At 37.5% G+C, this 22016-nt stretch carries 20 protein-coding genes; 18 read left to right on the forward strand and 2 right to left on the reverse strand.

Annotated features, from left to right (window positions below; genetic code table 11):
* Positions 1 to 9 precede the first annotated feature (9 nt).
* The 4 genes from DK924_RS06415 to DK924_RS06430 all read left to right on the forward strand — a co-directional run bounded on the left by DK924_RS06415 (position 10) and on the right by DK924_RS06430 (position 4944).
* Positions 10 to 234, forward strand: coding sequence for a DUF2798 domain-containing protein (locus DK924_RS06415; protein ID WP_075169227.1), 225 nt, complete (start codon positions 10 to 12; stop codon positions 232 to 234).
* Positions 235 to 238: 4 nt separating this feature from the next.
* Positions 239 to 1168, forward strand: coding sequence for a YeiH family protein (locus tag DK924_RS06420; RefSeq protein WP_054200941.1), 930 nt, complete (start codon positions 239 to 241; stop codon positions 1166 to 1168).
* Positions 1168 to 2337 carry an endonuclease/exonuclease/phosphatase family protein gene (locus tag DK924_RS06425; protein ID WP_109874639.1) on the forward strand — a complete coding sequence of 390 codons (1170 nt, stop codon included), beginning with the start codon at positions 1168 to 1170 and terminating at the stop codon, positions 2335 to 2337. Before DK924_RS06420 ends, DK924_RS06425 begins: the two co-directional genes overlap by 1 nt.
* Positions 2338 to 2442: 105 nt before the next feature.
* Positions 2443 to 4944, forward strand: a complete 2502-nt coding sequence (locus DK924_RS06430) for a prolyl oligopeptidase family serine peptidase (RefSeq protein WP_109874640.1) — start codon at positions 2443 to 2445, stop codon at positions 4942 to 4944.
* Between the two features lie 42 nt (positions 4945 to 4986).
* Here DK924_RS06430 and rrtA read toward each other — a convergent pair whose 3' ends face one another.
* Positions 4987 to 5574, reverse strand: coding sequence for a rhombosortase (rrtA, locus tag DK924_RS06435; protein ID WP_109874641.1), 588 nt, complete (start codon positions 5572 to 5574; stop codon positions 4987 to 4989).
* Positions 5575 to 5669: 95 nt separating this feature from the next.
* Here rrtA and ggt point away from each other — a divergent pair, with 95 nt between their 5' ends.
* The 3 genes from ggt to DK924_RS06450 all read left to right on the forward strand — a co-directional run bounded on the left by ggt (position 5670) and on the right by DK924_RS06450 (position 10318).
* A complete protein-coding gene (gene ggt, locus DK924_RS06440) occupies positions 5670 to 7448 on the forward strand; it encodes a gamma-glutamyltransferase (protein ID WP_109874642.1) in 1779 nt (592 codons plus the stop codon).
* A gap of 357 nt (positions 7449 to 7805) precedes the next feature.
* Positions 7806 to 9500, forward strand: coding sequence for an NAD-dependent malic enzyme (locus tag DK924_RS06445; RefSeq protein WP_010389997.1), 1695 nt, complete (start codon positions 7806 to 7808; stop codon positions 9498 to 9500).
* Positions 9501 to 9607: 107 nt separating this feature from the next.
* Positions 9608 to 10318, forward strand: a complete 711-nt coding sequence (locus tag DK924_RS06450) for an SIMPL domain-containing protein (RefSeq protein ID WP_109874643.1) — start codon at positions 9608 to 9610, stop codon at positions 10316 to 10318.
* On the opposite strand, the gene DK924_RS06455 is transcribed toward DK924_RS06450, so the two are convergent.
* A complete protein-coding gene (locus tag DK924_RS06455) occupies positions 10315 to 11676 on the reverse strand; it encodes a DUF2254 domain-containing protein (protein WP_109874644.1) in 1362 nt (453 codons plus the stop codon). The genes DK924_RS06450 and DK924_RS06455 overlap by 4 nt on opposite strands.
* Positions 11677 to 11798: 122 nt before the next feature.
* Here DK924_RS06455 and DK924_RS06460 point away from each other — a divergent pair, with 122 nt between their 5' ends.
* The 11 genes from DK924_RS06460 (at position 11799) to DK924_RS06510 (ending at position 21894) form a co-directional block, all read left to right on the forward strand.
* Positions 11799 to 12167: an MAPEG family protein gene (locus DK924_RS06460; RefSeq protein ID WP_054200934.1), complete on the forward strand. Its 369-nt coding sequence runs from the start codon at positions 11799 to 11801 to the stop codon at positions 12165 to 12167.
* A 6-nt stretch (positions 12168 to 12173) separates the two neighbouring features.
* On the forward strand, positions 12174 to 13070 hold the full coding sequence (locus DK924_RS06465) for a transporter substrate-binding domain-containing protein (RefSeq protein WP_010389992.1): 897 nt from the start codon (positions 12174 to 12176) through the stop codon (positions 13068 to 13070).
* 6 nt (positions 13071 to 13076) lie between these two features.
* The gene (locus DK924_RS06470; RefSeq protein WP_109874645.1) at positions 13077 to 13715 is read left to right on the forward strand and encodes a sulfotransferase; all 639 of its coding nucleotides are present in this window, start codon (positions 13077 to 13079) and stop codon (positions 13713 to 13715) included.
* Positions 13716 to 13783: 68 nt separating this feature from the next.
* Positions 13784 to 14356, forward strand: a complete 573-nt coding sequence (locus DK924_RS06475) for a tRNA-(ms[2]io[6]A)-hydroxylase (RefSeq protein ID WP_008114635.1) — start codon at positions 13784 to 13786, stop codon at positions 14354 to 14356.
* 183 nt (positions 14357 to 14539) lie between these two features.
* Complete coding sequence (locus DK924_RS06480) at positions 14540 to 15508, forward strand: ATP-dependent 6-phosphofructokinase (protein ID WP_109874646.1); 969 nt, start codon at positions 14540 to 14542, stop codon at positions 15506 to 15508.
* A gap of 27 nt (positions 15509 to 15535) precedes the next feature.
* Positions 15536 to 15961 (forward strand): DUF1090 domain-containing protein, encoded by a 426-nt coding sequence (locus tag DK924_RS06485; protein WP_109874647.1) that lies wholly within the window; start codon positions 15536 to 15538, stop codon positions 15959 to 15961.
* Between the two features lie 356 nt (positions 15962 to 16317).
* Positions 16318 to 16701 (forward strand): response regulator, encoded by a 384-nt coding sequence (locus DK924_RS06490; protein ID WP_055012203.1) that lies wholly within the window; start codon positions 16318 to 16320, stop codon positions 16699 to 16701.
* Positions 16702 to 16709: 8 nt separating this feature from the next.
* Positions 16710 to 17615 carry a MoxR family ATPase gene (locus DK924_RS06495; RefSeq protein ID WP_109874648.1) on the forward strand — a complete coding sequence of 302 codons (906 nt, stop codon included), beginning with the start codon at positions 16710 to 16712 and terminating at the stop codon, positions 17613 to 17615.
* Positions 17616 to 17619: 4 nt separating this feature from the next.
* The gene (locus DK924_RS06500; RefSeq protein WP_181388750.1) at positions 17620 to 18609 is read left to right on the forward strand and encodes a DUF58 domain-containing protein; all 990 of its coding nucleotides are present in this window, start codon (positions 17620 to 17622) and stop codon (positions 18607 to 18609) included.
* Positions 18602 to 20575 carry a DUF3488 and transglutaminase-like domain-containing protein gene (locus DK924_RS06505; protein WP_109874649.1) on the forward strand — a complete coding sequence of 658 codons (1974 nt, stop codon included), beginning with the start codon at positions 18602 to 18604 and terminating at the stop codon, positions 20573 to 20575. The genes DK924_RS06500 and DK924_RS06505 overlap by 8 nt, the downstream gene beginning before the upstream one ends.
* On the forward strand, positions 20572 to 21894 hold the full coding sequence (locus DK924_RS06510) for a Na+/H+ antiporter family protein (protein WP_109874650.1): 1323 nt from the start codon (positions 20572 to 20574) through the stop codon (positions 21892 to 21894). Before DK924_RS06505 ends, DK924_RS06510 begins: the two co-directional genes overlap by 4 nt.
* Positions 21895 to 22016 lie beyond the last annotated feature (122 nt).

The raw sequence follows: 22016 nt of genomic DNA on the forward strand, positions 1-22016 counted from the left end.
TTCTTTTTAATGATCCACCCAAAGTTTCGTACTATTGTGTTCGCTTTTTTTATGGCACTTTTCATGTCAGGCTTTATGTCGTTTGTTATTTCAATTTTTAATGTAGGCATGGTCGAAAATATTGTAGCTATATGGCTTAAAGCCTGGTTATTTGCCTTTTGCATTGCCTTTCCTACAGTTATATTTGTTGCTCCCGTTGTCCATAAACTGACTAATAAACTTATTCGGCCTTAAAATAGTGATTATCACTAAATTGCATAAGCCAACATTTATACTCTCACTCGCACTGTGTATGACTCCTTTTATTGGAGCAGGAAGTGCATTGGTTTTAGGCGCTATATTTGCTATTACCTTAGGCAACCCGTTTGCTGAGTTATCTCAAAAGGCAAGTAAAGTAATGCTCAAGCTTGCTGTTGTAGGCTTAGGCTTTGCTGTTGATTTTAATGAAGTAATTGAAGTAGGGCGCAGCTCATTAGTATTAACAATTGTTAGTATTACTGCCATAATCGGGCTTGGAGAAATTTTAACCCAAGTTTTTAAGCTTAATCGTAATACGGGCGTGTTAATTTCATTTGGTACCGCTATTTGTGGTGGCAGTGCCATAGCCGCTATGGCACCGGTTATAAAAGCTAGAGATCACGAAGTCGCTGTTGCCTTAGGGATTGTATTTTTACTCAATGGCATGGGATTATTGTTGTTTCCCGCAATTGGGCACTATTTTGAATTAACCCAACAGCAATTTGGTTTGTGGGCCGCATTAGCCATTCACGACACTAGCAGCGTAGTGGGGGCATCGGCTACTTATGGTGCAGTGGCACTGAGTATTGCCACTACGGTAAAATTGACCCGTGCGATGTGGATCATTCCTTATACAGCGGTTGCGGGAGTGTTTATGCGCTCTGATGAAAAGGCAAGTATTCCTTTATTTATTGTGGGCTTTTTATTAGCCGCATTAATAAATACTTATATGCCATCGTTTTCATCTACATGGGAACTTATTAATAGTGCAGCTAAGCAATTATTAGTGGTTACACTGTTTTTAATTGGCAGTGGTTTGTCACTATCGGTTCTTAAGCAAGCAGGTATAAAGCCATTTTTGATGGCAATTACTTTGTGGGTTATAGTCAGCAGCACTATTTTATTATTAATTATAGATGGATTCATATAATGAAACGTAATTTGAGTATTATAGCAATCAGCAGTGTGTTATTTGCTGTTTTTTCTAGCAGCCCTGTATTGGCTGAATCGCTACGCGTAGCAACCTTTAATGTTAGTATGGATGCCACTAATTACACCGCTAAAAATGAACAAGTAAAAAGTGATGCATTGGTAAACGCACTGCGTTCAAACCACCAGCAAATTAAAAATATTGCTGAAATAATCCAGCGCGTCCGCCCAGATGTGGTACTACTCAATGAGTTTGACTACATTCCAAAAGAGCAAGGTATCGAGTATTTTAAAAGCCATTATTTAAATGTAAGGCAAAATAATCAAGCAGCAATTGATTACCCATACGTTTACATTGCCCCCGTTAATACCGGCTTAGCAACTGAGTTTGACTTGGACAATAACGGCAAAAAAACCGGTGTAATGGGTGATGCACAGGGCTTTGGTTTTTTTGAAGGCCATTACGCAATGGCGTTTTTATCTCGCTACCCGATTGATTTTGACAACATCAGAACCCTGCAAACCTTTAAGCACAAAGATTTACCTAATGTACAAATGCCGGTTGACCCAAAAACTAATACCAATTGGTATAACGATGAAGAGTGGAATACTTTACGTTTAAGCTCTAAATCTTTTTGGGATATACCCGTAAAAGTAAACGATAAAGTAGTCCATATGCTAGCGTCGCACCCAACACCACCTGTGTTTGATGGCGAAGAAGACAGAAACGGTATTCGTAACCATGATGAAATTAGGCTTATTGCCGATTACGTTAATAACGAAAGTTACCTTTATGATGATAATGGTAAAAAGGGTGGGCTTGCAGCAAAATCGCGATTTGTGATTTTAGGTGATCTAAATGCCGCACCTGAAGGTGATAAAAAGCGTACTAATACTACTGATCAAATACTTAAAAGCCCATTGATTAACGCCGGTTTTATTCCAACCAGTGAGGGCGCAAAAGAGCAATACCCGCAAGCTTATGCTAAAAACTATACCGCTAATTGGCAAGCACGCGTTGATTACGTTTTGCCTTCAAACTATGGGTTAACCATTAAAGGTGGTGGTGTTTTTTGGCCGAAAAAACAAAGCGAATTATATCGTTTAATTAAAGATAGAAATGCATCAAGCGACCACCGATTAGTCTGGCTTGATTTAACGATTGAATAAACGGGTTACTCACCCCGATATCAGCGTTGTTTATCTTAAATAATTGCAATTATAAAGGTGCTTCTGCTTAAATATGGTTAATTATAATAACCGTCAAGAAGCACTATGATTTTTAAATTCTCATCTTCTAAAACACTTGTTGCAATCGCTGTTGCATCAAGTGTTATGTTAGCGGGTTGTACAGCAACCGCTACAACTTCTACTGACTCATCTATTCAAACAAATACCACCGTTGCTAGTGTTGTTAACACGCCCGCAGATTTGGGCGATTCAAAAATTACCCTTGAACAAGCGATGGCTCACCCTGATTGGATTGGACGCCAACCGCAAAGCGCTTTTTGGAGTGCAGATTCAAGTACCATCATTTACGCGCGTAAGCAGCAAGGTAGTGAGCTAAGAGATTTATTCGCTCAAGCTGTAAACTCACAAACAGCAGAGCAAGTGGCACTAGAAAAATTACACCGTGTTGGTTCAAGTAAAGCTGTTTTTTCAAACGATAAATCACTTCAAGCTTATGTGTTTGAGGGTAACGTATTTATCAAAAACGTAAAGTCAGGCGTAATTAAACAAATTACGCAAAGCTCTGCTACTGAGTCAAAACCACAGTTTTTAAACGATGGTAACTTAGCGTATCGTCAGGGTAATATCTTTTTCAAAGTGGATTTAACCACAGGTTTAACCCGCGAAATAGCCAATTTAAAACTCGCTGACAAACCACAAGGCGTAAAAGAACCATCAACTTATATTGCCAAAGAGCAACATAAGCTTATTGATTACATTGCACTGCAGCACAAAAATAAACAAGATAAGCATGCGCGTAAAGAGCAAGTAAAAGCGAGTAACAGCTCAATTGCTAACACTCATTATTATTTAGGCGATGGCAACACGGTTGATGAAGCAGAGCTTTCTCCAAATGGCGATGCGTTAATTGTAGTCGTACAAGAAAAAAGCTCATGGCGTGGTGAAGGCGATATTATGCCTAATTACATCACTGATGATGCGACGATAGAGCCTAAAAAAGTTCGCCGCCGCGTAGCTGATTCTAAAGAGCAAACTTCTGAGCTTGTTTATATTAACCTTGCAGATCAAAGCCAAACCACATTAGGGTTCAATACTTTACCTGGTTTTGATGAAGATGTACTTGCTGAGGTTAAAAAAGAAAACTACGCCCGTGAAGGCAAAACCTATAAATCTAAAAAACAACCTCGTGGTATAAACGTTATTTCAGATTGGGGTTGGAATCAATCACCTATTAGCTGGAACGATGATGGTAGCCAAGTAGCTATTATGCTTGAAGCATGGGATAACAAAGATCGTTGGTTAGCCACTGTAGATTTTGAAAATAACAAACTTGTCTCTCAACATCGTTTACATGACTACGCATGGATTGCGTATGCGTTTAACGACTTTGGTTGGTTAAATGATTCCAATACTCTGTATTATTTATCAGAAGAGTCGGGCTATAGTCAGCTTTATAAAAAGCCACTTGATGGTAAAGCGACTGCGCTTACCATGGGTAAATTTGAAGTATCTAATTTAACCCTTACTGATGACAATAGCGCTATTTACTATAAAGCGAATATTGAGCATCCAGGCCTTTACGAAATATACCGCGTTAATCTACAAACAGGTGATAGCGAGCAAGTAACAGACTTAAACGGCATGACGGATTACACCTTAAGCCCTGATCAGTCTAAGTTATTATTAAGACACTCTAAAATTACCATGCCGACTGAACTTTATGTGGCTGAGGCTAAATCAAACACAAGCGCAACTCGTTTAACTAACACGGTATCTGACGCGTTCTTAGCTAAAAAACTAACGGCGCCTAAAATTGTTGCTGTGCCTTCAAGCCATACAGATCAGCCAATATACGCCAAAGTTTATTACCCAGCGGATTACCAAGAAGGTGAAACAGGTAAAAACCGTAAAGCGGTTATTTTTAACCATGGTGCCGGCTACCTGCAAAATTCACACATGGGTTGGTCTGGTTACTTTCGCGAATTTATGTTCCATTCATTACTTGCCGATGAAGGTTATGTAGTGATGGATATGGATTACCGTGCTTCTAAAGGTTATGGCCGTGATTGGCGTACTGCTATTTACCGCCAAATGGGAACACCTGAAACACAAGATTTAGCAGATGGCGTAAAATGGATGGCTGAAAATGCCAACGTTGATACTCAAGCGGTTGGTACTTACGGTGGTTCATACGGCGGATTTATGACCTTTATGGCGTTATTTACCGCGCCAGATTTGTTTCAATCAGGTGCTGCGCTTCGCCCTGTGACTGATTGGGCACATTATAATACAGGCTATACTGCTAACATTTTGAATCACCCAGATGTTGACCCAATTGCTTATGAGCGTAGTTCACCTATTTACTATGCAGAAGGGCTTAAAAAGCATTTATTAATAAATGCGCCAATGGTTGATGATAATGTATTTTTTCAAGATTCAGTGCGTTTAGTACAGCGTTTAATCGAGCTTGAGAAAGAAAACTTTGAAACAGCAATCTTTCCAGTAGAGCCGCATGGTTTTGTGCAGCCTTCGAGCTGGTTAGATGAATACCGTCGAATTTATAAGCTGTTTAAAGAAACACTATAAATAGCGGTAAGTTAATAAAAAACGCCACAATGTGGCGTTTTTTTATTCTTTATTTTTGCTGATGAATTTAATAATTAAAGGAACGCCCAACAATGCGCCGCCAATCGCGCCAATTAAATGTGCATCAACAGCCACCGTTGAGTTTATCAATGCGCCAATATCAGCACTAGGGCCATTTATTTGTTCAGCGATTAGCTTTACCCACACACCAATAAACAACACATAACCCGATTTAAGTCCAACAGTGGCATCTTTTATGGCTCCCCAAATGATCACGCCATGCAAAACTGCACTAAGCCCTGTGTAAATTGTAATTGCGGGACAAAACCAAAAAACACCTAAGCCACACCAAATTGCCAATGTGGCAATATTAAAACTATATCTGCTTAGGGATGTGTACTCACCATGCAATAACCAAATAAGCACTATACCAGCGCAATTCAGCCCTAAGTGCGCCCAATTGGCATGTACAAATTGGCTGGTAAACAAACGCCACACTTGGCCTTGTTCAATCAGTTGACGATTAAATTCAAGTTCGTTGTTTATACCCAGCCATGCTAAGAAAGTACTTAATACAATTAAACATAAGGGAGGGAAAACATAGCGCGGCTGAAGAGGTAAATTAAGCATTTAGCGATCATTTTTATATTTATTTTTGCATATTGTGCCTGTTTAACTTTAAGATGCCAATTATCTTCCATGCAATTTAAGTTTATTAAGTGATTATGAATTTTAAGCTCAACTGTTTATTCGCACTGACTCTAAGTGCCTTGTCTTTTCCTTTGTTTGCACAAAACGCTAGCACAATTGAAACACGTGAACCTGAAGCGGCCACAGGTGTTGTACATAAGCAATTAGTGGCTGGCGATAAGTACATGGTAGCCGCCGCTAATCCGTATGCTTCACAAGCAGGTAAAGCCATTTTAGCGCAAGGCGGCAGTGCGGTTGATGCCGCTATTGCCACCCAATTAGTACTTACATTAGTTGAGCCGCAATCATCAGGTATTGGCGGTGGTACGTTTATGATGTATTACAATAAAGCTAATAATAAACTCACCAGCTTTGATGGCCGTGAAACCGCGCCGAGTAATGCCGATGAAAACCTGTTTTTAAATAAACACGGCAACGCAGTCAAATGGATTGAAGCGGTTGTAGGTGGACGCTCTGTAGGCGTACCCGGTATTTTACATGCATTTGCCAGCGCCCATAAACAGTACGGTTCCTTACCTTGGGCTAGCTTATTTAAACCTGCAATTAAACTTGCTGAGCAAGGATTTGAAGTATCGCCTCGGTTACATGGTTTACTGGTTAGACAATTAAACCCAGGCGTAATGAGTATGCCGGTGATTAATGAGTATTTTTTTCCAAATGGCAAAGTAATTGAAGTCGGCAGTATTAAAAAAAATCAGCCATTAGCTAATTTATATAAAGACATTGCTTCAAAAGGGATAGATGCCTTTTACAAAGGCGATAATGCCAAAGCTATGGTAAAAGCAGTACAACAGTCAAAAATTGCGCCTGGTAAATTATCTGAGCAAGATCTTGCTAATTACAGCAGTAAAGAGCGTGCACCCGTTTGTATAAAATACCGAGTTTATAATGTTTGCTCTATGGCGCCGCCTAGTAGTGGCGGTATCTCAGTACTACAAATTTTAGGCTTGCTTGAACACAAAAACATGGCAAATATTAAAGCCAATAGCGCCGAGGCAATTCATTACTTTAGCCAAGCGTCACGTATTGCGTTTGCCGATCGTAATAAATACATTGGCGATCCTGACTTTACACAAGTACCTACTCAAGAATTATTAAATAAAGACTATATTGCCACCCGCGCGAAATTAATTACTGAAAAAGATCAAAAAGCATTGCCAGGTAACCCTGTTGATTACTTAAGCTATGCAAACGATGATTCTTTTGAGCTGCCCTCTACCTCGCATGTATCAATTGTGGATAGCAAAGGAAACGCTGTTTCAATGACCAGCTCTATTGAAATGGCGTTTGGCTCAACAGTGATGGTTAATGGTTATATTTTAAATAATCAGCTGACTGATTTTTCACTTTCACCACGTAAAAATGGCAAATTGGTGGCTAACAGGGTCGAAGCACATAAACGTCCGCGCAGCTCAATGTCTCCGGTGATGGTTTTTAACCAAGATGGCAGTTTACGTTTAGTAGTGGGTTCTCCTGGTGGGAGTCGTATTATTGATTATGTAGCGCAAGTTGTTATTGGCGTTTTAGATTGGGATTTAAATGCACAACAGGCCATTAATTTACCGCGTACAACTAATCGTAATGATTATACTAGCCTTGAAAAAGGTACTGAACTTGAAGCGCTTGTACCTAAGCTTAAAAATCGCGGCCATGATGTGCGTGTCATTGACTTAAACTCAGGGCTGCATGCGGTAGAAGTTAAAAACAACCGCTTGTATGGCGCCGCCGATCCGCGCAGAGAAGGGATGGCGTTATCTGATTTAAGTAATAATAAAGCCTCATTTAAATTTTAAACCATGTATAATAAACAGCAGGTTTGCTGCCTGCTGTTTTAAATGTAACAGATTAATAGTTAATAACTATTTGGTTGAAAATAGCATGTTAACTAACGTAAAAAAATTAGCAAACCTAAACATAATTGGCACTGTTGTAACCATTAAACAAAGCACGCACATTATTTAATGCGCGTTTAACGTTTTAAACCCACATCAGGCAGCTAACATATTCACCAAATATGAGTGGCTTTATACTAAAGTAGCGCTTGTATTTGTACATTTTCAATGGTCTGACAAGCTTAAATGTCATTGCAATTTAGCCTTTAACAATGATAATGGCAGATCATTATTTAAGATTCAGTAAAGCTTGGAAATATGACTACAAATACCGATCCAAATTATCTTTATATTCCTTATTCTGGCCCAGGCCTAATTGAAACCCCATTATTGAATAAAGGAAGTGCATTTAGCCAAAAAGAGCGTGAAAACTTTAATCTTGCTGGTTTACTTCCACCTCGTTACGAAACAATAGAAGAGCAAGTTGAGCGTTGTTACCAACAGTACTCAAGTTTTAATGACAACTTAAATAAGCACATTTATTTACGTGCCATTCAAGACAATAACGAAACGCTTTACTACCGTTTGGTACGCGATCATATTGAAGAAATGATGCCTATTATTTACACCCCAACGGTGGGTGATGCCTGTGAGAAGTTTTCTGATATTTATCGCAGTGCACGTGGTTTGTTTATTTCTTATGAAGATCGCTTTCAAATTGACGATATTTTACGTAATGCCACTAAAGGTAAAGTTAAAGTTATCGTGGTTACCGATGGCGAACGTATTTTAGGCTTGGGCGACCAAGGTATTGGCGGTATGGGTATCCCAATCGGTAAGCTTTCTTTGTACACCGCCTGTGGTGGTATTAGCCCAGCGTACACATTACCGGTTATGCTTGATGTAGGTACCAATAACGAAAAACTATTAAACGACCCAATGTACATGGGTGCTCGACATAAGCGTATTGCGCAAGATGAGTACGATGAGTTTTTAGATTTATTCATTAAAGCGGTTAAGCGTCGTTGGCCAAGCGTGTTACTGCAATTTGAAGACTTTGCACAACCAAATGCTATGCCATTATTAAAGCGTTACCGTAATGAAATTTGTAGCTTTAATGATGACATTCAAGGCACTGCATCGGTTACTGTGGGGTCTTTATTAGCAGCTTGTCGTGTTAAAGGCGCTAAACTATCGACTCAAAAAGTTGTGTTTGTAGGCGCAGGATCTGCAGGCTGTGGTATTGCTGAACAAATTGTTAGCACTATGGTGGCCGAAGGTATCAGTGAAGCACAAGCTCGCAGCCAAGTATTTATGGTTGACCGTTTTGGTTTATTAACTGATGGCATGGAAGGCTTACGCGACTTCCAACAAATGTTAGCGCAACCAACGAGCTGCCTAGCCGATTGGACTTACAGCGGCGAATACGCGTCATTATTAGATGTAATGCACTGTGCAGAACCAGATATTTTAATTGGTGTATCAGGTCAACCGGGCTTATTCACTGAGCAAGTTATTCGCGCTATGCACGCAAACTGTGAAGCACCTATTATTTTCCCGTTAAGTAATCCATCTAAACAAGTAGAAGCTTACCCAGAAGATGTTATTAAATGGACTGATGGTAAAGCGATTGTAGCTACAGGTAGCCCATTTGAGCCTGTTGTTTATAACGGCGTTACTTACCCAATTCCTCAATGTAATAACAGCTACATTTTCCCAGGTATTGGCTTAGGTGTAATTGCTGCTAAAGCAACGCGTATTACCGATGCGATGCTAATAATGTCGAGTGAAATGTTGGCAGAGTCATCACCATTAGCTAATACGGGCAAAGGTAGCTTATTACCTGCGTTAACAGAAATTGAAACACTAAGTAAACGTATTGCATTTGCAGTCGCTAAAAAAGCAATTGAAGAGGGCGTTGCGCTTGAGATTTCAGATGATGCTCTGTGGGCAGCCATCGACAGAAACTACTGGTTACCAAAGTATCGTAACTACAAGCGTTGCAGCATTTAATGCTTCCTTACTAAAAAACAGGCTTTTGCCTGTTTTTTTATGCTTGTTCATCTGCAATTAACCACATAAGGTGTTAACTAAGGCAATCAATTTAAAAGGATAGACCTATGAAAACACTTTCGATTTTAACGGCTGTTTTGCTAAGCACGTCAGCCTATGCAACTAATGCCCCAGAAGAGCCTCATATCTATGTTAAAGGTGAAGCATCGGTAACGACTATGCCAGATCATGTTTTATTAACAGTGGGTATTACGGAAATAGATAAAAACTTAATTGCCGCAAAAAAACAAACTGATACTACGATGGCCAGTGCAATTAGTTTAGTAAAAAAACTAGGCGTAGCTGATGCAGATATTAATGCTGGTCAAATCTCAATCTATCGCGATAATCAATATAACCGCGAAACAGGTAAGCAAGAGTTTACCGGGTTTAAAGTATCAAGAACGCTTACAATTAAACTCTCAGCGATTAATAAATACCCTGAGCTTTTACAAAGTTTAGTTAATAACGGTATTAATGAAATTAGACAAACGCAGTTTTTAGCGAGCAACTATGATGAGCTGCACAAAAAAGCACAAAAATTAGCTATTAAACAAGCTAAAGCAGCGGCAAAAGAGTTAAGTGCTGATTTTGATGTTGAATTGAAAGGCTTATATAGTGCGTCTTTAAGTCCGCTTGATATGCCATCAGTACCTTACATGCGCAGTGAAAAAGTAATGATGGCTGATGGTGCACCGAGCAACTATGTACCCGATGCATATCATGCTGGTGAAATTACAATAAGCGCATCAAGTTACGCAATTTATTATATTGATTAAGCTTTTATAGGTGGGTGGCGCTCAAATCGTGCCACCAACTGCTTTCCTTGTGACTCACTAATACGCACAATGGCATACAGCATATTACTAATCTCTTGACGATCGTATTCGTTAACTATGTGCTGATTAATATCATCAACAATGGCATTTAAATAATTAAACACACTGTTTCGTGCATCCACATTCTCATTAGCAATAAATAAAATATTTTTAAATGCTTCAATAACGTTAGTCATTACATAGGCATCGGCTTTTGCATAATTGCGTAAAGGGGTGAAGTTATCATGAAGTAGTTCATCAAAACTGGTTTCATGAAAGTACAACAATGGTTGCTCATCTTTTTCATAGCATGAATAATTTATTGCATTAATCTTTAGTCGTTCTATTAATAATATACTCAACATATCAATAGATTTAACGGCAGTACCCGGATCGTTTATTCCTGGGCTCATAGCTTTTACGGCAATTTCTGATATTTGTGTTAACCCATAGCGGTAATGGTCGCTAATGTATTCTTCTATATAAAAAATAAAGCAATCTAAAATTTTCTCAATTAACTCTTCGTTCTCAGATATGTCCTTATTACACTTTAAAAACGGGTAACCTTTAACTGTAAAATAACCTTGCTTAACCGTAATAAATAGCTCAATATTTTCATCTGCTAGTAGGGCACATAATTTATTAGAATGAACCCCTTTGTAGTAACCCTCGGTTGTACTGTTTATTGAATGCCAGTTTGAAAACTCGGGAAAGTTATCAACGGGGTTTTCGTCTTGCATATTAATAATGTCTTGAATTTCTTTTTTTGTTTGCCTAAACAAGCCATTTAATACGTTATCTACTTGTATTGCTTTTGAAATAGAATGAATAAAAAATACAAATAACCCTAAAGATATTAATCCAAAAACAAGCGCAAACAACACGCCAAGAGCAGGAATAGCGGTATTACCATTATCGAGTTTGTTGATATTTATCAGCATTATTATTGAATAAATAATACTACCCAAATAAAAACCTAAAACCATTTGGTGTGATTTACGGGTAATGAGCCCAGGAACAACTCGAGGTGATAAGCTAGCACTGGCTGAATTTAATACCACCATCACCATAGAAAAGCTAAATACGGTTAACGAAATAATGCTGCCAGCGAGGGTGCTTAAAATGGTACGTGCGTTTTCTGCGCTATCAACTAATATAAATGAAATTAGTGATTTAAGTTTCTCAATAGGGGCTAAGTACTCGACTGACATTGTCAGCACAGCAAAAAATAAAAAAGCAACAGATAATAAAGAGGGATAAAACCCAATACTGTTAATTATTTCGCGGTAGCTATTGGTTATTTTTGTTCTTAAATACATATTATCCTTACTTATTACGATACCAATCTATAAATCACTCTAGCATATTTGATACTAAAGTAAGTGATTTTACAGCTTAAGTTATGTGTTATTATTGCTTAAAAATTTAATGGAAAAATACTGTGATTATATCGAGTTATGCGGCTTTACTGGCACTATATTATATTTACCTGAGTATTAATGTTGTAAAAATACGCAAGGCTGAAGGCATTTCACTTGGTAATGGGAGTCATCCTGAGCTTGAACGTGCAACTCGAGCTCATGGGAATTTTATTGAGTATGTACCAATTAGCCTAATTTTACTGTTCTTATTAGAGTATCAAGGCTTAGCAAGTCATTATATGCATGCACTTGGCGGTTTGCTATTTATAAGCCGTGCACTTCATGGCTCAGCTATTAGAACTAACAATTTGAAAGCACGTGTATTAAGTATGATGATGACATTTGCTATTCTTTTTGTAAGTTCCTTAATTTTATTGTTAAGTCGATAAATAAAGATGCGATTCGCTATTGTTTTTATAAACTTATGTTTTGCCACTTCGTTGGTGTCATTTGTATGGGCAATAGAAAATGACAATAGCAATCAAAGTATTGATGGTTTAAATTATGTTTATCCTAAAACGATGCGAGTTGGTGAAGATGAAATTCTTTATCCGTTAGTTTTATTGAGAACGGCCTTACAATACAGCGGCGCAAAATATACATTAAAAGCATCGAGTATTTCTATGCCTCAAAGCCGCTCATTAAAACAAATTATACATAATGATGAAGTCAACGTTGCATGGACCATGACTTCACAGCAGCGAGAAAAAGAGCTATTGCCCGTAAGAGTGCCTATTTTTAAAGGTTTATACGGGTGGCGTTTACTTGTCACGACACAGAATAAACAAAAAAAATTATCAAGCTTAAAAAAAATTGATGACTTTAAAGGTATCCACTTTATTCAAGGTCACGACTGGCCAGATACTCAAGTTTTATTAGATAGTGGATTAACGGTATCAACATCAATTGAATACAGCTCATTATTTAATATGTTAATAAAAGGCAGAGGAGATGTATTTCCTCGATCGTTGCTTGAGGTTGAAACGGAGCTAAATACCTTTAAAGGTGATGCAAAACTTACAACTCTTCCTCAGTTAATACTGCAATACCCAAGTGCAATTTACTTCTTTTTTAGTAAAGATACTCCCGAGTTGGCCTATGCAGTTGAAAATGGCTTAGCGGTCATGCGTAAAAATGGCGAGTTTGACCGCTTATTTAATGCGTATCATCGCAGTGCCATTGAGCACGCAGATATCAAAAATAAGATTATTATTAGATTAGAAAACAAAAATTTACCCTTACTAACACCACTTGATAATACTTCACTTTGGTTTTCAGAAAAAGACATGTAAAACCCCATGAAACAAAAAATATTTATTATTGGCTTACCGCGAACCGGTACCACCAGTGTATGTAATGCATTTTTACATTTTGGTATACCAACTGCTCATACTGCATACACTACCGCCTGTTTTGATAATGCGGTCGCAATTGCAGACACCCCCATATTTAACGATTTTAAAGTATTAGATAAATACTATCCTGGCGCAAAATTTATATATTTAGAGCGAGAGCTTACTGCATGGATACCATCAATAAGACAGCTTTTACAACGAATGCACACTAATTTAACCCGTGCAGATGGTGGCTTTAACATTCATTTAAAGCGCTGTTATTTAAATACATTTAAAGACTTTTCACTAGAGAATATAAATAACGATCAGTATTTAACTGATTGTTATAACGTACACATTAATAATGCTAAGGCTTATTTTAGTAATCGAGAACATGATTTTTTATCAATAGATATAGCCAACCCTAACAGTTTTAGTCAGCTTTGTGATTTTTTAAATATTACCTCTGAGTTAAATGGCTTTGAAAAAATGAATATGAGGGGTAAGGTCACCGCGTGGAATGATATAAAACATCCATTAAAAATTGAGTCGACAGCGAAAGGGCGGATAGATAAATTTTTACCTTATGAGAGACAAATTTAAACCGCGAGCAAAGATTTTTATTTTTAAATACGCTAAAATCCACGCATTATTTTATAAGTTGTATCCATATGTTTGAATTAAAATACCACACGCCATTTGAATGGACCGAAGTTGTTTTAGCCGACTTTGAAACTTTTTTACAAGACCACGCTGCTGCTGAAAAAAAAGCATCGGGCATGGCTATGTCTATGCTTTCACATTACCCTGATAAGCGTAAATTAGTTAAAGCCATGACTGACTTAGCCTTAGAAGAGTTAATTCATTTCAAGCAAGTGCTGAAATTACTCATTGAGCGTGATACTAATTTAGGTGACGATAAAAAAGACCCTTACATTAAACAAATTCGCGCACACTTTAGACATGGACGCGATGGATTTTTAATGGATAGGCTACTCGTTGGCGGTGTAATTGAGGCGAGGGGACACGAACGTTTTTCTTTAGTTGCCGAAGCCTTACCAGAAGGAAAAGAAAAAGATTTTTATGTTGCGATAGCCAAGTCTGAAGAAAAACATAAAAACCTATTTGTTGAACTTGCTTACGAATACTTTGATAAACAAGAAGTTGATGATCGTTTAGAAGAGTTATTAATAATAGAAGCAGAAATTTGTAAAAATATACCATTTACTGCTGCTCTACATTAATACCTAACCACGGCATGTTGACATCAAGTTAGCATGCCAATATAAGTACTTCCCTCTATTGTTATGAAAAATATTGTTTAATAACGCATAACTAGATCAACTTAACTGCACTTAGTTAACACTGCCTAACAATAAACAGCTATTATCATTTTAATGTATAGCTTGCTTTAAGGACGTGAACCGATGCAACCAATTAATCATATTGCCGTGCTTACCTCTGGAGGTGATGCTCCAGGGATGAACACCACTTTATTTGCCATCGTAAAAACCGCTCAACAACAAGGCATAAAAGTGTCAGGCGTTCGAAAAGGATATGAGGGTTTAATTGATAATGATTTAGTGACACTTGATTGCAAAAACCTGCAACAAAGTATGCACTTGGGCGGTACCGTTTTAAAAACCGCACGTAGTGAAAGGTTTAGAACTGAAACAGGCAGACAGCAAGCTTTAGCTACAATTGAACATAATAATATTGATGCATTAATTGTCATAGGTGGCGATGGCTCTTTTAGAGGCTGTTTATGGTTATCACATATAACCAATATCCCTTATATTGGCATTCCCGGCACCATAGATAACGATATTGCAGGCACAGACTACACTTTAGGATTTGATACAGCAGTAAACACATCAATGCAATGTATTGATAATATTAGAGATACAGCAGAATCTCATAATAGGGTGTTTGTTATTGAAGTTATGGGGCGTGATTCCGGATATATTGGCACTTATGCCGGTTTAACCTCTGGTGCCGATTCAGTATTGATCCCTGAAAATGATAAAGATATCGATGATTTATTGCTAAAGATTAGCGATTATCATAGCGAACACGCATTTATCGTGGTGGTGTCTGAGGGCGATGAAAATGGTGTTGAATATGTATGTGAAAAAATAACTGCCGTAAATCCAAGCATTGATTTACGTGTAACTAAGCTAGGGCACTTGCAGCGCGGCGGAAACCCATCGGCTGCGGATCGTATGTTGGCCATTAGACTGGGTGTACAATGTGTTAAGGCTTTATGTGCTGGAGAAAGCGCTAAAATGGTGGGTATTTTAAATAACACAGTTTCAAATACTCCTATGCAAGATGTTGTAAAACAACATGTTATAAATGAAGAGCTGCAAGGGCTGTTATCTGTATTTTGCCGCTAACGACTAATTAAGTAGGAGTAATGAACAATGCGAGATAATAAAAACTATAAAATGACAATTATTAAAGGTATTTCAATAAGTTTATTATTAGCCGGTTCAACAGTCGTATTGGCCAAAGATGATTGTGCAGATTTAACGGGATGTGCGAAAAAAGCCTGTGAAGTTAACCTCGAGTTATTAGCTTCAAAACGCCAAGGTAATTCACACAAAGTTGCAGGTCTCAATAAAGCACTTAATAACATAAACGCATATTGTACCAATGATGGATTAAAAGCAGAGTTACAACAAAAAATAGATGATACAAATTCAGTAATTGAAGAATATAAAATCGATCTTAAAAAAGCTAAACGCCAAGGTAAGCATGACAAAGTTGAAAAGTATCAGCAAAAGCTAAACGACGAAACTAAACAGCTTAAGCAATTAATTGATGAGCTAAATAGTTTGGTTGATTGAAATGTCATTACAGAGTTTTTATATTTAATAAAGTAGAGCATTTTATTGAATATAAATATTATGCGATAAAAGGGCTAAAATACCGTGTTTGTAAGTGATCTAATTGCCGACAGTTAGTTTGATTAAGTATACTTCTACCGCATTTAACATAATATAAATTATAGGTAGTAGTATTTAAGTGCATGTGTGGCGCTCTATTTTAATAACTTTAAGCTCACTAAGTCCAATACTAGACGGTATCGGACATTAAGTGCATTTAAACGACTATTACGGTAATTCATAGTTATCACCTTGAGGTTCCTTAATGCTTGGCTTAATATTAAACCACAAGCCGTAAAAAATGTTGAAGTATTCATATGGAATTTGTACGCCCACTCGAACCAATTTTAATTATTGATGATGTTAAACAAATCCGTGCTGACTTAAGCCAAGTGCTAGCCGGCTTAGGTTTTGATGACATTATTGAGTGTGATAATTTTGATTGTGCTAAACCCTTACTTAGCGAAAAATCACCCAACGTTATATTTTTAGATGTTGATTTACCTGATTCTGAAAGCATCGAAATTTTAGAGTCGATCAATAATGAGCACCCATATGCTCATGTGGTTATGTGCTCAGGCCATAATAGTTTTGAGACCGTACAAAATACTTGGGAACTTGGCGCAAAAGAATTTATAGCCAAGCCTTTCAACGCGCAAAAAGTTGATGCCGTAATGAAACGTTTAGAACTGATAGATTAAAGGACATTATGCAGCACCTAGTTACCACTATTATTGATGACCTATCTACCGTTATATTTGGCAAGCAACAACAAATAAAATTAGCATTAACCTGTTTGTTTAGTGAAGGTCATTTACTAATTGAAGACTTACCAGGTATGGGTAAAACCACTTTATCGCATGCATTAGCTGCTGTTTTGGGGTTGTCGTATCAGCGTATTCAATTTACTAGCGATTTATTACCCGCTGATATTATTGGTACCAATATTTTTAATAATAAAGAACACAGTTTTTCATTTCATAAAGGCCCAATTTTTAGCCAAGTAGTACTTGCTGATGAGATAAATCGTGCGGGTCCTAAAACCCAAAGTGCGTTATTAGAAGCCATGGAAGAACAACAAGTGACTGTAGATGGAGAAAAGTACCCGCTCCCTACTCCGTTTTTTGTTATTGCTACTCAAAACCCTTTATATCAAGCAGGAACTTATCCGCTGCCAGAATCGCAATTAGATCGTTTTTTAATGCGTATAAGCTTAGGCTTTCCACCTAAAAACGCTGAAAAAAGATTACTATTAAACAATCAAAAGCGCGATTACTCCCAATTACCACAGCGAATTAACCAGCAACAACTTAAACAAATACAAGAATCTATAGCTAATATTACGCTAAGTGCTCCGGTTATTGATTATATAATTGAATTAGTGACTTACACACGTGAGGCTCAATCGTTAGCTGCTTCGCTTTCACCAAGAGCCAGTATGGCGCTGGCAAAATCTGCAAGGGCATGGGCCTATATTGAAGGTCGAGACTTTGTTCTACCTGAAGATGTACAAGCGGTTTTTTCTAGTGTGTGCCAGCATCGATTAGGTTTGCATAGTGAGTCTGGCAAAAACCAAATTGCAGACATTTTAAAACATGTTTTAGTGCCCGTTTAGATCAATGGGTATTTTAAAATTAAAACGCCCTACTTTTATTCATGCTATAAAAAGTACAATTTTAACGACTTTATTAAAAAATAAGCACAAAAAAAATAGCATCACTTTAACGCATAATACTATTTATGTTTTGCCTTCCACACTGGGTGTATATTTTAGCATTGTTGCACTATTAAATTTTGTAATGGGAATTAATTATCAAAATAATTTAATACTGTTTATGGCGTATTTAATGTTTGTGATTATTATTTTTGCCTTGTTGTTAGGTTATAGCAACGCAAAAGGCTTAACTGTCAGCTTTAAGAATACTATTGAGAGTTATGCGCCACAGCCACCTCAATTAGTGTGGCAAATAAAATCAAACGACACATGTCAGGCAATCACCTTAAGTTATCCCAATAATTTAGAACAAGACTGCTATATAGAGAGTGTTAAAGCCGATACCATACAATGCCAGTTACCATTGCCTTATTTAAAGCGCGGACGCTATTTACTAAAGCCAATAAAAATTGCCAGTAATTATCCATTTGGTTTGGTGAGTGTATGGAGCTATATTCAACCAGATCATACCGTTTATGTTTACCCTTCAATTATTAAAACACCAAATCAAAAACAATTAAGCGAAATGACTGCTAATGATGATGAAGGAGCTGAAAAACATCTAGGCGATGACGAATTTGAAAGTTTAATTACCCATTTGCCAGAAATGGGGTTGCAGCGAGTTTCGTGGAAACACTACGCAAAAACTCAGCAATTATTAGTAAAACAATTTAGTGATTTTAAATCTGCCGATACACAATTTGATTTTAATTTAATGACAGGCGATACCGAGCAACGCTTAGGGCAATTGTGTTACCTAGTATGCCAAGCGTTTGAAAGCGACATTAATTACTCGATGAAATTGCCCAATAAATCCATAGAAAATGGATCAGGTAAGCTTCATCTGCAACGCTGCTTACAAGCCTTAAGTAGTGTAGGCACTGACTATGAATAAGATTAAAAATCAACGCGTTATAAATTTTTCTTTGTCATTTATTTACTTAGGGTTAGTGAGCTTTTTTATAGAGCACTTGCCCCTGCCCTTTATTATTATGCTCAGCGTGTTATGTGGTTGGAATATTTATTTAACCCTTAAATACAAGCAAAAGCCCAATGCGTGGTTCGCAAACGGACTCGCTGTAATAGCATTAATTATTATGCTCAGCAGTATTGGCTTTAAAGATACCGTGGTGCTGTTTGTTGCCATGCTTTTGCTGTCATGCGTTTTTAAATTACTACAGGCAAAAAAAAAGCAGCATTATCAATTGATCATTACCCTCACATTCTTCTCACTTTCAGCAGTGTATTTGTTTAGCCAAACTATTTTTACCACTTTAATTATTAGTACACTGTATATTTTAAATTTTGCTGTACTTGGGTTACTTGAATCTAGTCATAGTTTAAAACTGTCATCAAAACAAAGTGCTAAAATAATATTTCTGGCTTTTCCTTTGGCAGTTGTACTCTTAATATTTTTACCAAAACTTCCTGCATTTTGGCAATTACCTGGTCCAAAAATGGCACAAACAGGTCTCTCAGAACAAATAGACCCATTTGATATTGCAAAGTTATCAAACTCTGATGAGTTGGTTTTTAGAGCGAAGTTTGATAATAATTCAACCACGCCTCCTTATTATTGGCGCGCTATTGTACATGATGAATTTGACGGTAACGCTTGGAAAACATCTTCGTTTTTAAAAAAAGCAATGAGGTTGCCAACCCAAAATAGCAGCAATGGAAATACCACTCAATACTCAATAATTGCTGAGCCAGCAATGGCTGATTGGTTATATGGGCTTGGCTATGCCAATAGTAACAATGAAAATGTAGTTTCCAACTCAGTGGGCTTGCTGCGTAAAAAACAATATAAATCCAAAGTGTTACAATATTCTGTTAGCACTGAACCATTATCTAGTAAAAAACTTAACAACATAGAGCAGCGTTTTTATAAAACGCTTACGGTGAGTAATAACCAAAAAAGTTATCAACTGGCGCAACAGTTAAAAAACAGTAGTGCAAACGTCGATGAGCTTTTTAATAAACTGCTAGATTATTTTTCGCAAAATAACTTCAGTTATACTCTTACGCCAACACCTATGCGCGGTGATGATACGCTTGATCAATTTATGTTTAATAATAAACGTGGCTTTTGTGGTCATTATGCCAGTGCAGCTGCCTTTATTTTTAGAAGTGCTGGTTTACCAGCGCGGGTAGTTAGCGGATATTTAGGCGGCGAGTACAATCAAAGCAATGACTATATTACCGTTCGTCAATACGATGCGCATGCTTGGGTTGAGGTTTATACTAATGCAGGCTGGAGAATATTTGATGCAACAGCGGTTGTTGCGCCCGAACGATTAAATGGTTCTTTATCACAGAGTGCTGCATTAAATGATGAATTTAAAAATAATATTAATTTTGGTTTAGTTAGCTTAAGTAATTATGCTGCCATAAACTGGCTTCGCCTTGAATTAGAAAACCTCGATTATCAATGGTCTAGTTGGGTGCTGGGATTTGATAAAAATAAACAACAAGATTTATTAGCGTCCCTATTTGGTAACACTTATGTTTGGTTAGTACCGCTTGGGGTTATTATTGTTTTAATTTTAAGTTTTAGTGCTTATTTTATTTATATAAACCGCCCCAAGGCAACAACAAAACAACCTCCGCTGGTAAAAGAGTATTATCAAATACTCAGTTGGGCTAATAAGCACACTATAAACTACCCTGAAAATGCTACGCCTATTCAAACATTACAACACATTAGTCAACAAGCCCCCTATGCAGAGCAACAAATAACCGCCTTTTGTCACTTATTTGAGCAAGTGCGCTATGCGAGACAACCATTTACCAAAGAACGTAAAAATCAGGCTAAAGATCTGATAAAATTAATTAAATCTATAAAACAGAGAAATCTATGAACGCAGTTATTATAGGCGTTATTTTAATGCTGGGACTCACTTTGGTCCGCGTAAATGTGATTGTTGCAATGACAATAAGTGCGCTTGTTGCCGGATTAACCGCAGGCATGGGCTTAAAAGAAAGTATTGATGCTTTTAATTCTGGCTTATCATCAGGCGCCGAAATTGCTTTAAGCTATGCGATGCTAGGTGCATTTGCCGTCGCTATCTCTAAGTCAGGCTTAACGCGTATTTTGGCTGCTAAGTTACTCGCTAAAGTAAATGCTCAAACAGGCTCTAGTGAAACAATATTAAGCTACTTTATTCTGTTTATTATTTTGATTTGTGCTATCTCTTCTCAAAACTTGGTGCCGGTGCATATCGCTTTTATTCCCATTTTGATCCCGCCGCTGCTTGTTGTGTTTAATAAACTGCGATTAGATAGACGTGCCATTGCTTGTATTTTAACCTTTGGTTTAGCCACCTCGTACATGGTGCTGCCGTATGGTTTTGGGGGTATTTATTTATACTCAATATTACATAAAAACCTAGTTGATAATGGCCTTGAGATTGTTAATACCAGTGTCCCTTTAGCAATGATAATTCCAGCTATTGGTATGTTTGTCGGATTGTTGATTGCCCTATTTATTAGTTATCGAAAACGCCGCGAATACACAAGCACAGCATTAACTGTGCAAAGCCAACAAGCTGATGTTGAAAACCCAAAAAAGGTAATACTGGTTGGTTTATTTGCCGTGCTTGCTTCTCTGATCGCTCAAAATGCCAGTGGCTCAATGATATTAGGTGGCCTAGTCGGGGTGGTTATATTTAGTGTATTTGGTGTGGTTAAGTGGGAAGAAAACGGCGACGTATTTAGTAAGGGTGTTGCCATGATGGCAATGATTGGTTTTATTATGATTTCAGCGCAAGGTTTTGCTGCGGTAATGAAAGAAACCGGACACGTTGCTAGCCTAGTCCATAGCAGCGCCGCCATTTTTGACGGTAATAAACCCATAGCAGCCGCAGTAATTTTATTGGTCGGCTTATTTATAACTATGGGCATTGGTAGTTCATTTTCAACTGTGCCAATAATTGCCACTTTATTTGTGCCTTTATGTTTAGAGCTAAACTTTTCTGTAATGGCAACCGCTGCGCTTGTTGGTACTGCAGGCGCATTAGGCGATGCTGGCTCCCCTGCCTCTGACTCTACGCTAGGGCCAACATCAGGACTTAATGCTGACGGACAACACGACCACATTTGGGATTCGGTTGTGCCAACCTTTATTCACTTTAATATTCCGTTATTGGTGTTTGGCTGGATAGCCGCTATGGTTTTATAATTATTTAAAGGCGTGCATTGCACGCCTTTTTATTAGTCTCATTTATTACTTTAATACGCCCTCCTCATTGAAAAACTAATACTTTTTATCTTATTCAATTGCTAAGTTGCCTATAAGATAAA

This window comes from Pseudoalteromonas sp. meg-B1 (assembly GCF_003173795.1).
In the GTDB taxonomy this organism is placed as follows: domain Bacteria; phylum Pseudomonadota; class Gammaproteobacteria; order Enterobacterales; family Alteromonadaceae; genus Pseudoalteromonas; species Pseudoalteromonas undina.

Bases quoted from the DNA above. Each gene is read 5' to 3' on its own strand.
- DK924_RS06415 (WP_075169227.1), top strand. From the start codon at position 10: ATGATCCACCCAAAGTTTCGTACTATTGTGTTCGCTTTTTTTATGGCA.
- DK924_RS06425 (WP_109874639.1), top strand. From the start codon at position 1,168: ATGAAACGTAATTTGAGTATTATAGCAATCAGCAGTGTGTTATTTGCT.
- DK924_RS06430 (WP_109874640.1), top strand. From the start codon at position 2,443: ATGATTTTTAAATTCTCATCTTCTAAAACACTTGTTGCAATCGCTGTT.
- rrtA (WP_109874641.1), bottom strand. From the start codon at position 5,574: ATGCTTAATTTACCTCTTCAGCCGCGCTATGTTTTCCCTCCCTTATGT.
- ggt (WP_109874642.1), top strand. From the start codon at position 5,670: ATGAATTTTAAGCTCAACTGTTTATTCGCACTGACTCTAAGTGCCTTG.
- DK924_RS06445 (WP_010389997.1), top strand. From the start codon at position 7,806: ATGACTACAAATACCGATCCAAATTATCTTTATATTCCTTATTCTGGC.
- DK924_RS06450 (WP_109874643.1), top strand. From the start codon at position 9,608: ATGAAAACACTTTCGATTTTAACGGCTGTTTTGCTAAGCACGTCAGCC.
- DK924_RS06455 (WP_109874644.1), bottom strand. From the start codon at position 11,676: ATGTATTTAAGAACAAAAATAACCAATAGCTACCGCGAAATAATTAAC.
- DK924_RS06465 (WP_010389992.1), top strand. From the start codon at position 12,174: ATGCGATTCGCTATTGTTTTTATAAACTTATGTTTTGCCACTTCGTTG.
- DK924_RS06470 (WP_109874645.1), top strand. From the start codon at position 13,077: ATGAAACAAAAAATATTTATTATTGGCTTACCGCGAACCGGTACCACC.
- DK924_RS06475 (WP_008114635.1), top strand. From the start codon at position 13,784: ATGTTTGAATTAAAATACCACACGCCATTTGAATGGACCGAAGTTGTT.
- DK924_RS06480 (WP_109874646.1), top strand. From the start codon at position 14,540: ATGCAACCAATTAATCATATTGCCGTGCTTACCTCTGGAGGTGATGCT.
- DK924_RS06485 (WP_109874647.1), top strand. From the start codon at position 15,536: ATGCGAGATAATAAAAACTATAAAATGACAATTATTAAAGGTATTTCA.
- DK924_RS06490 (WP_055012203.1), top strand. From the start codon at position 16,318: ATGGAATTTGTACGCCCACTCGAACCAATTTTAATTATTGATGATGTT.
- DK924_RS06495 (WP_109874648.1), top strand. From the start codon at position 16,710: ATGCAGCACCTAGTTACCACTATTATTGATGACCTATCTACCGTTATA.
- DK924_RS06500 (WP_181388750.1), top strand. From the start codon at position 17,620: ATGGGTATTTTAAAATTAAAACGCCCTACTTTTATTCATGCTATAAAA.
- DK924_RS06505 (WP_109874649.1), top strand. From the start codon at position 18,602: ATGAATAAGATTAAAAATCAACGCGTTATAAATTTTTCTTTGTCATTT.
- DK924_RS06510 (WP_109874650.1), top strand. From the start codon at position 20,572: ATGAACGCAGTTATTATAGGCGTTATTTTAATGCTGGGACTCACTTTG.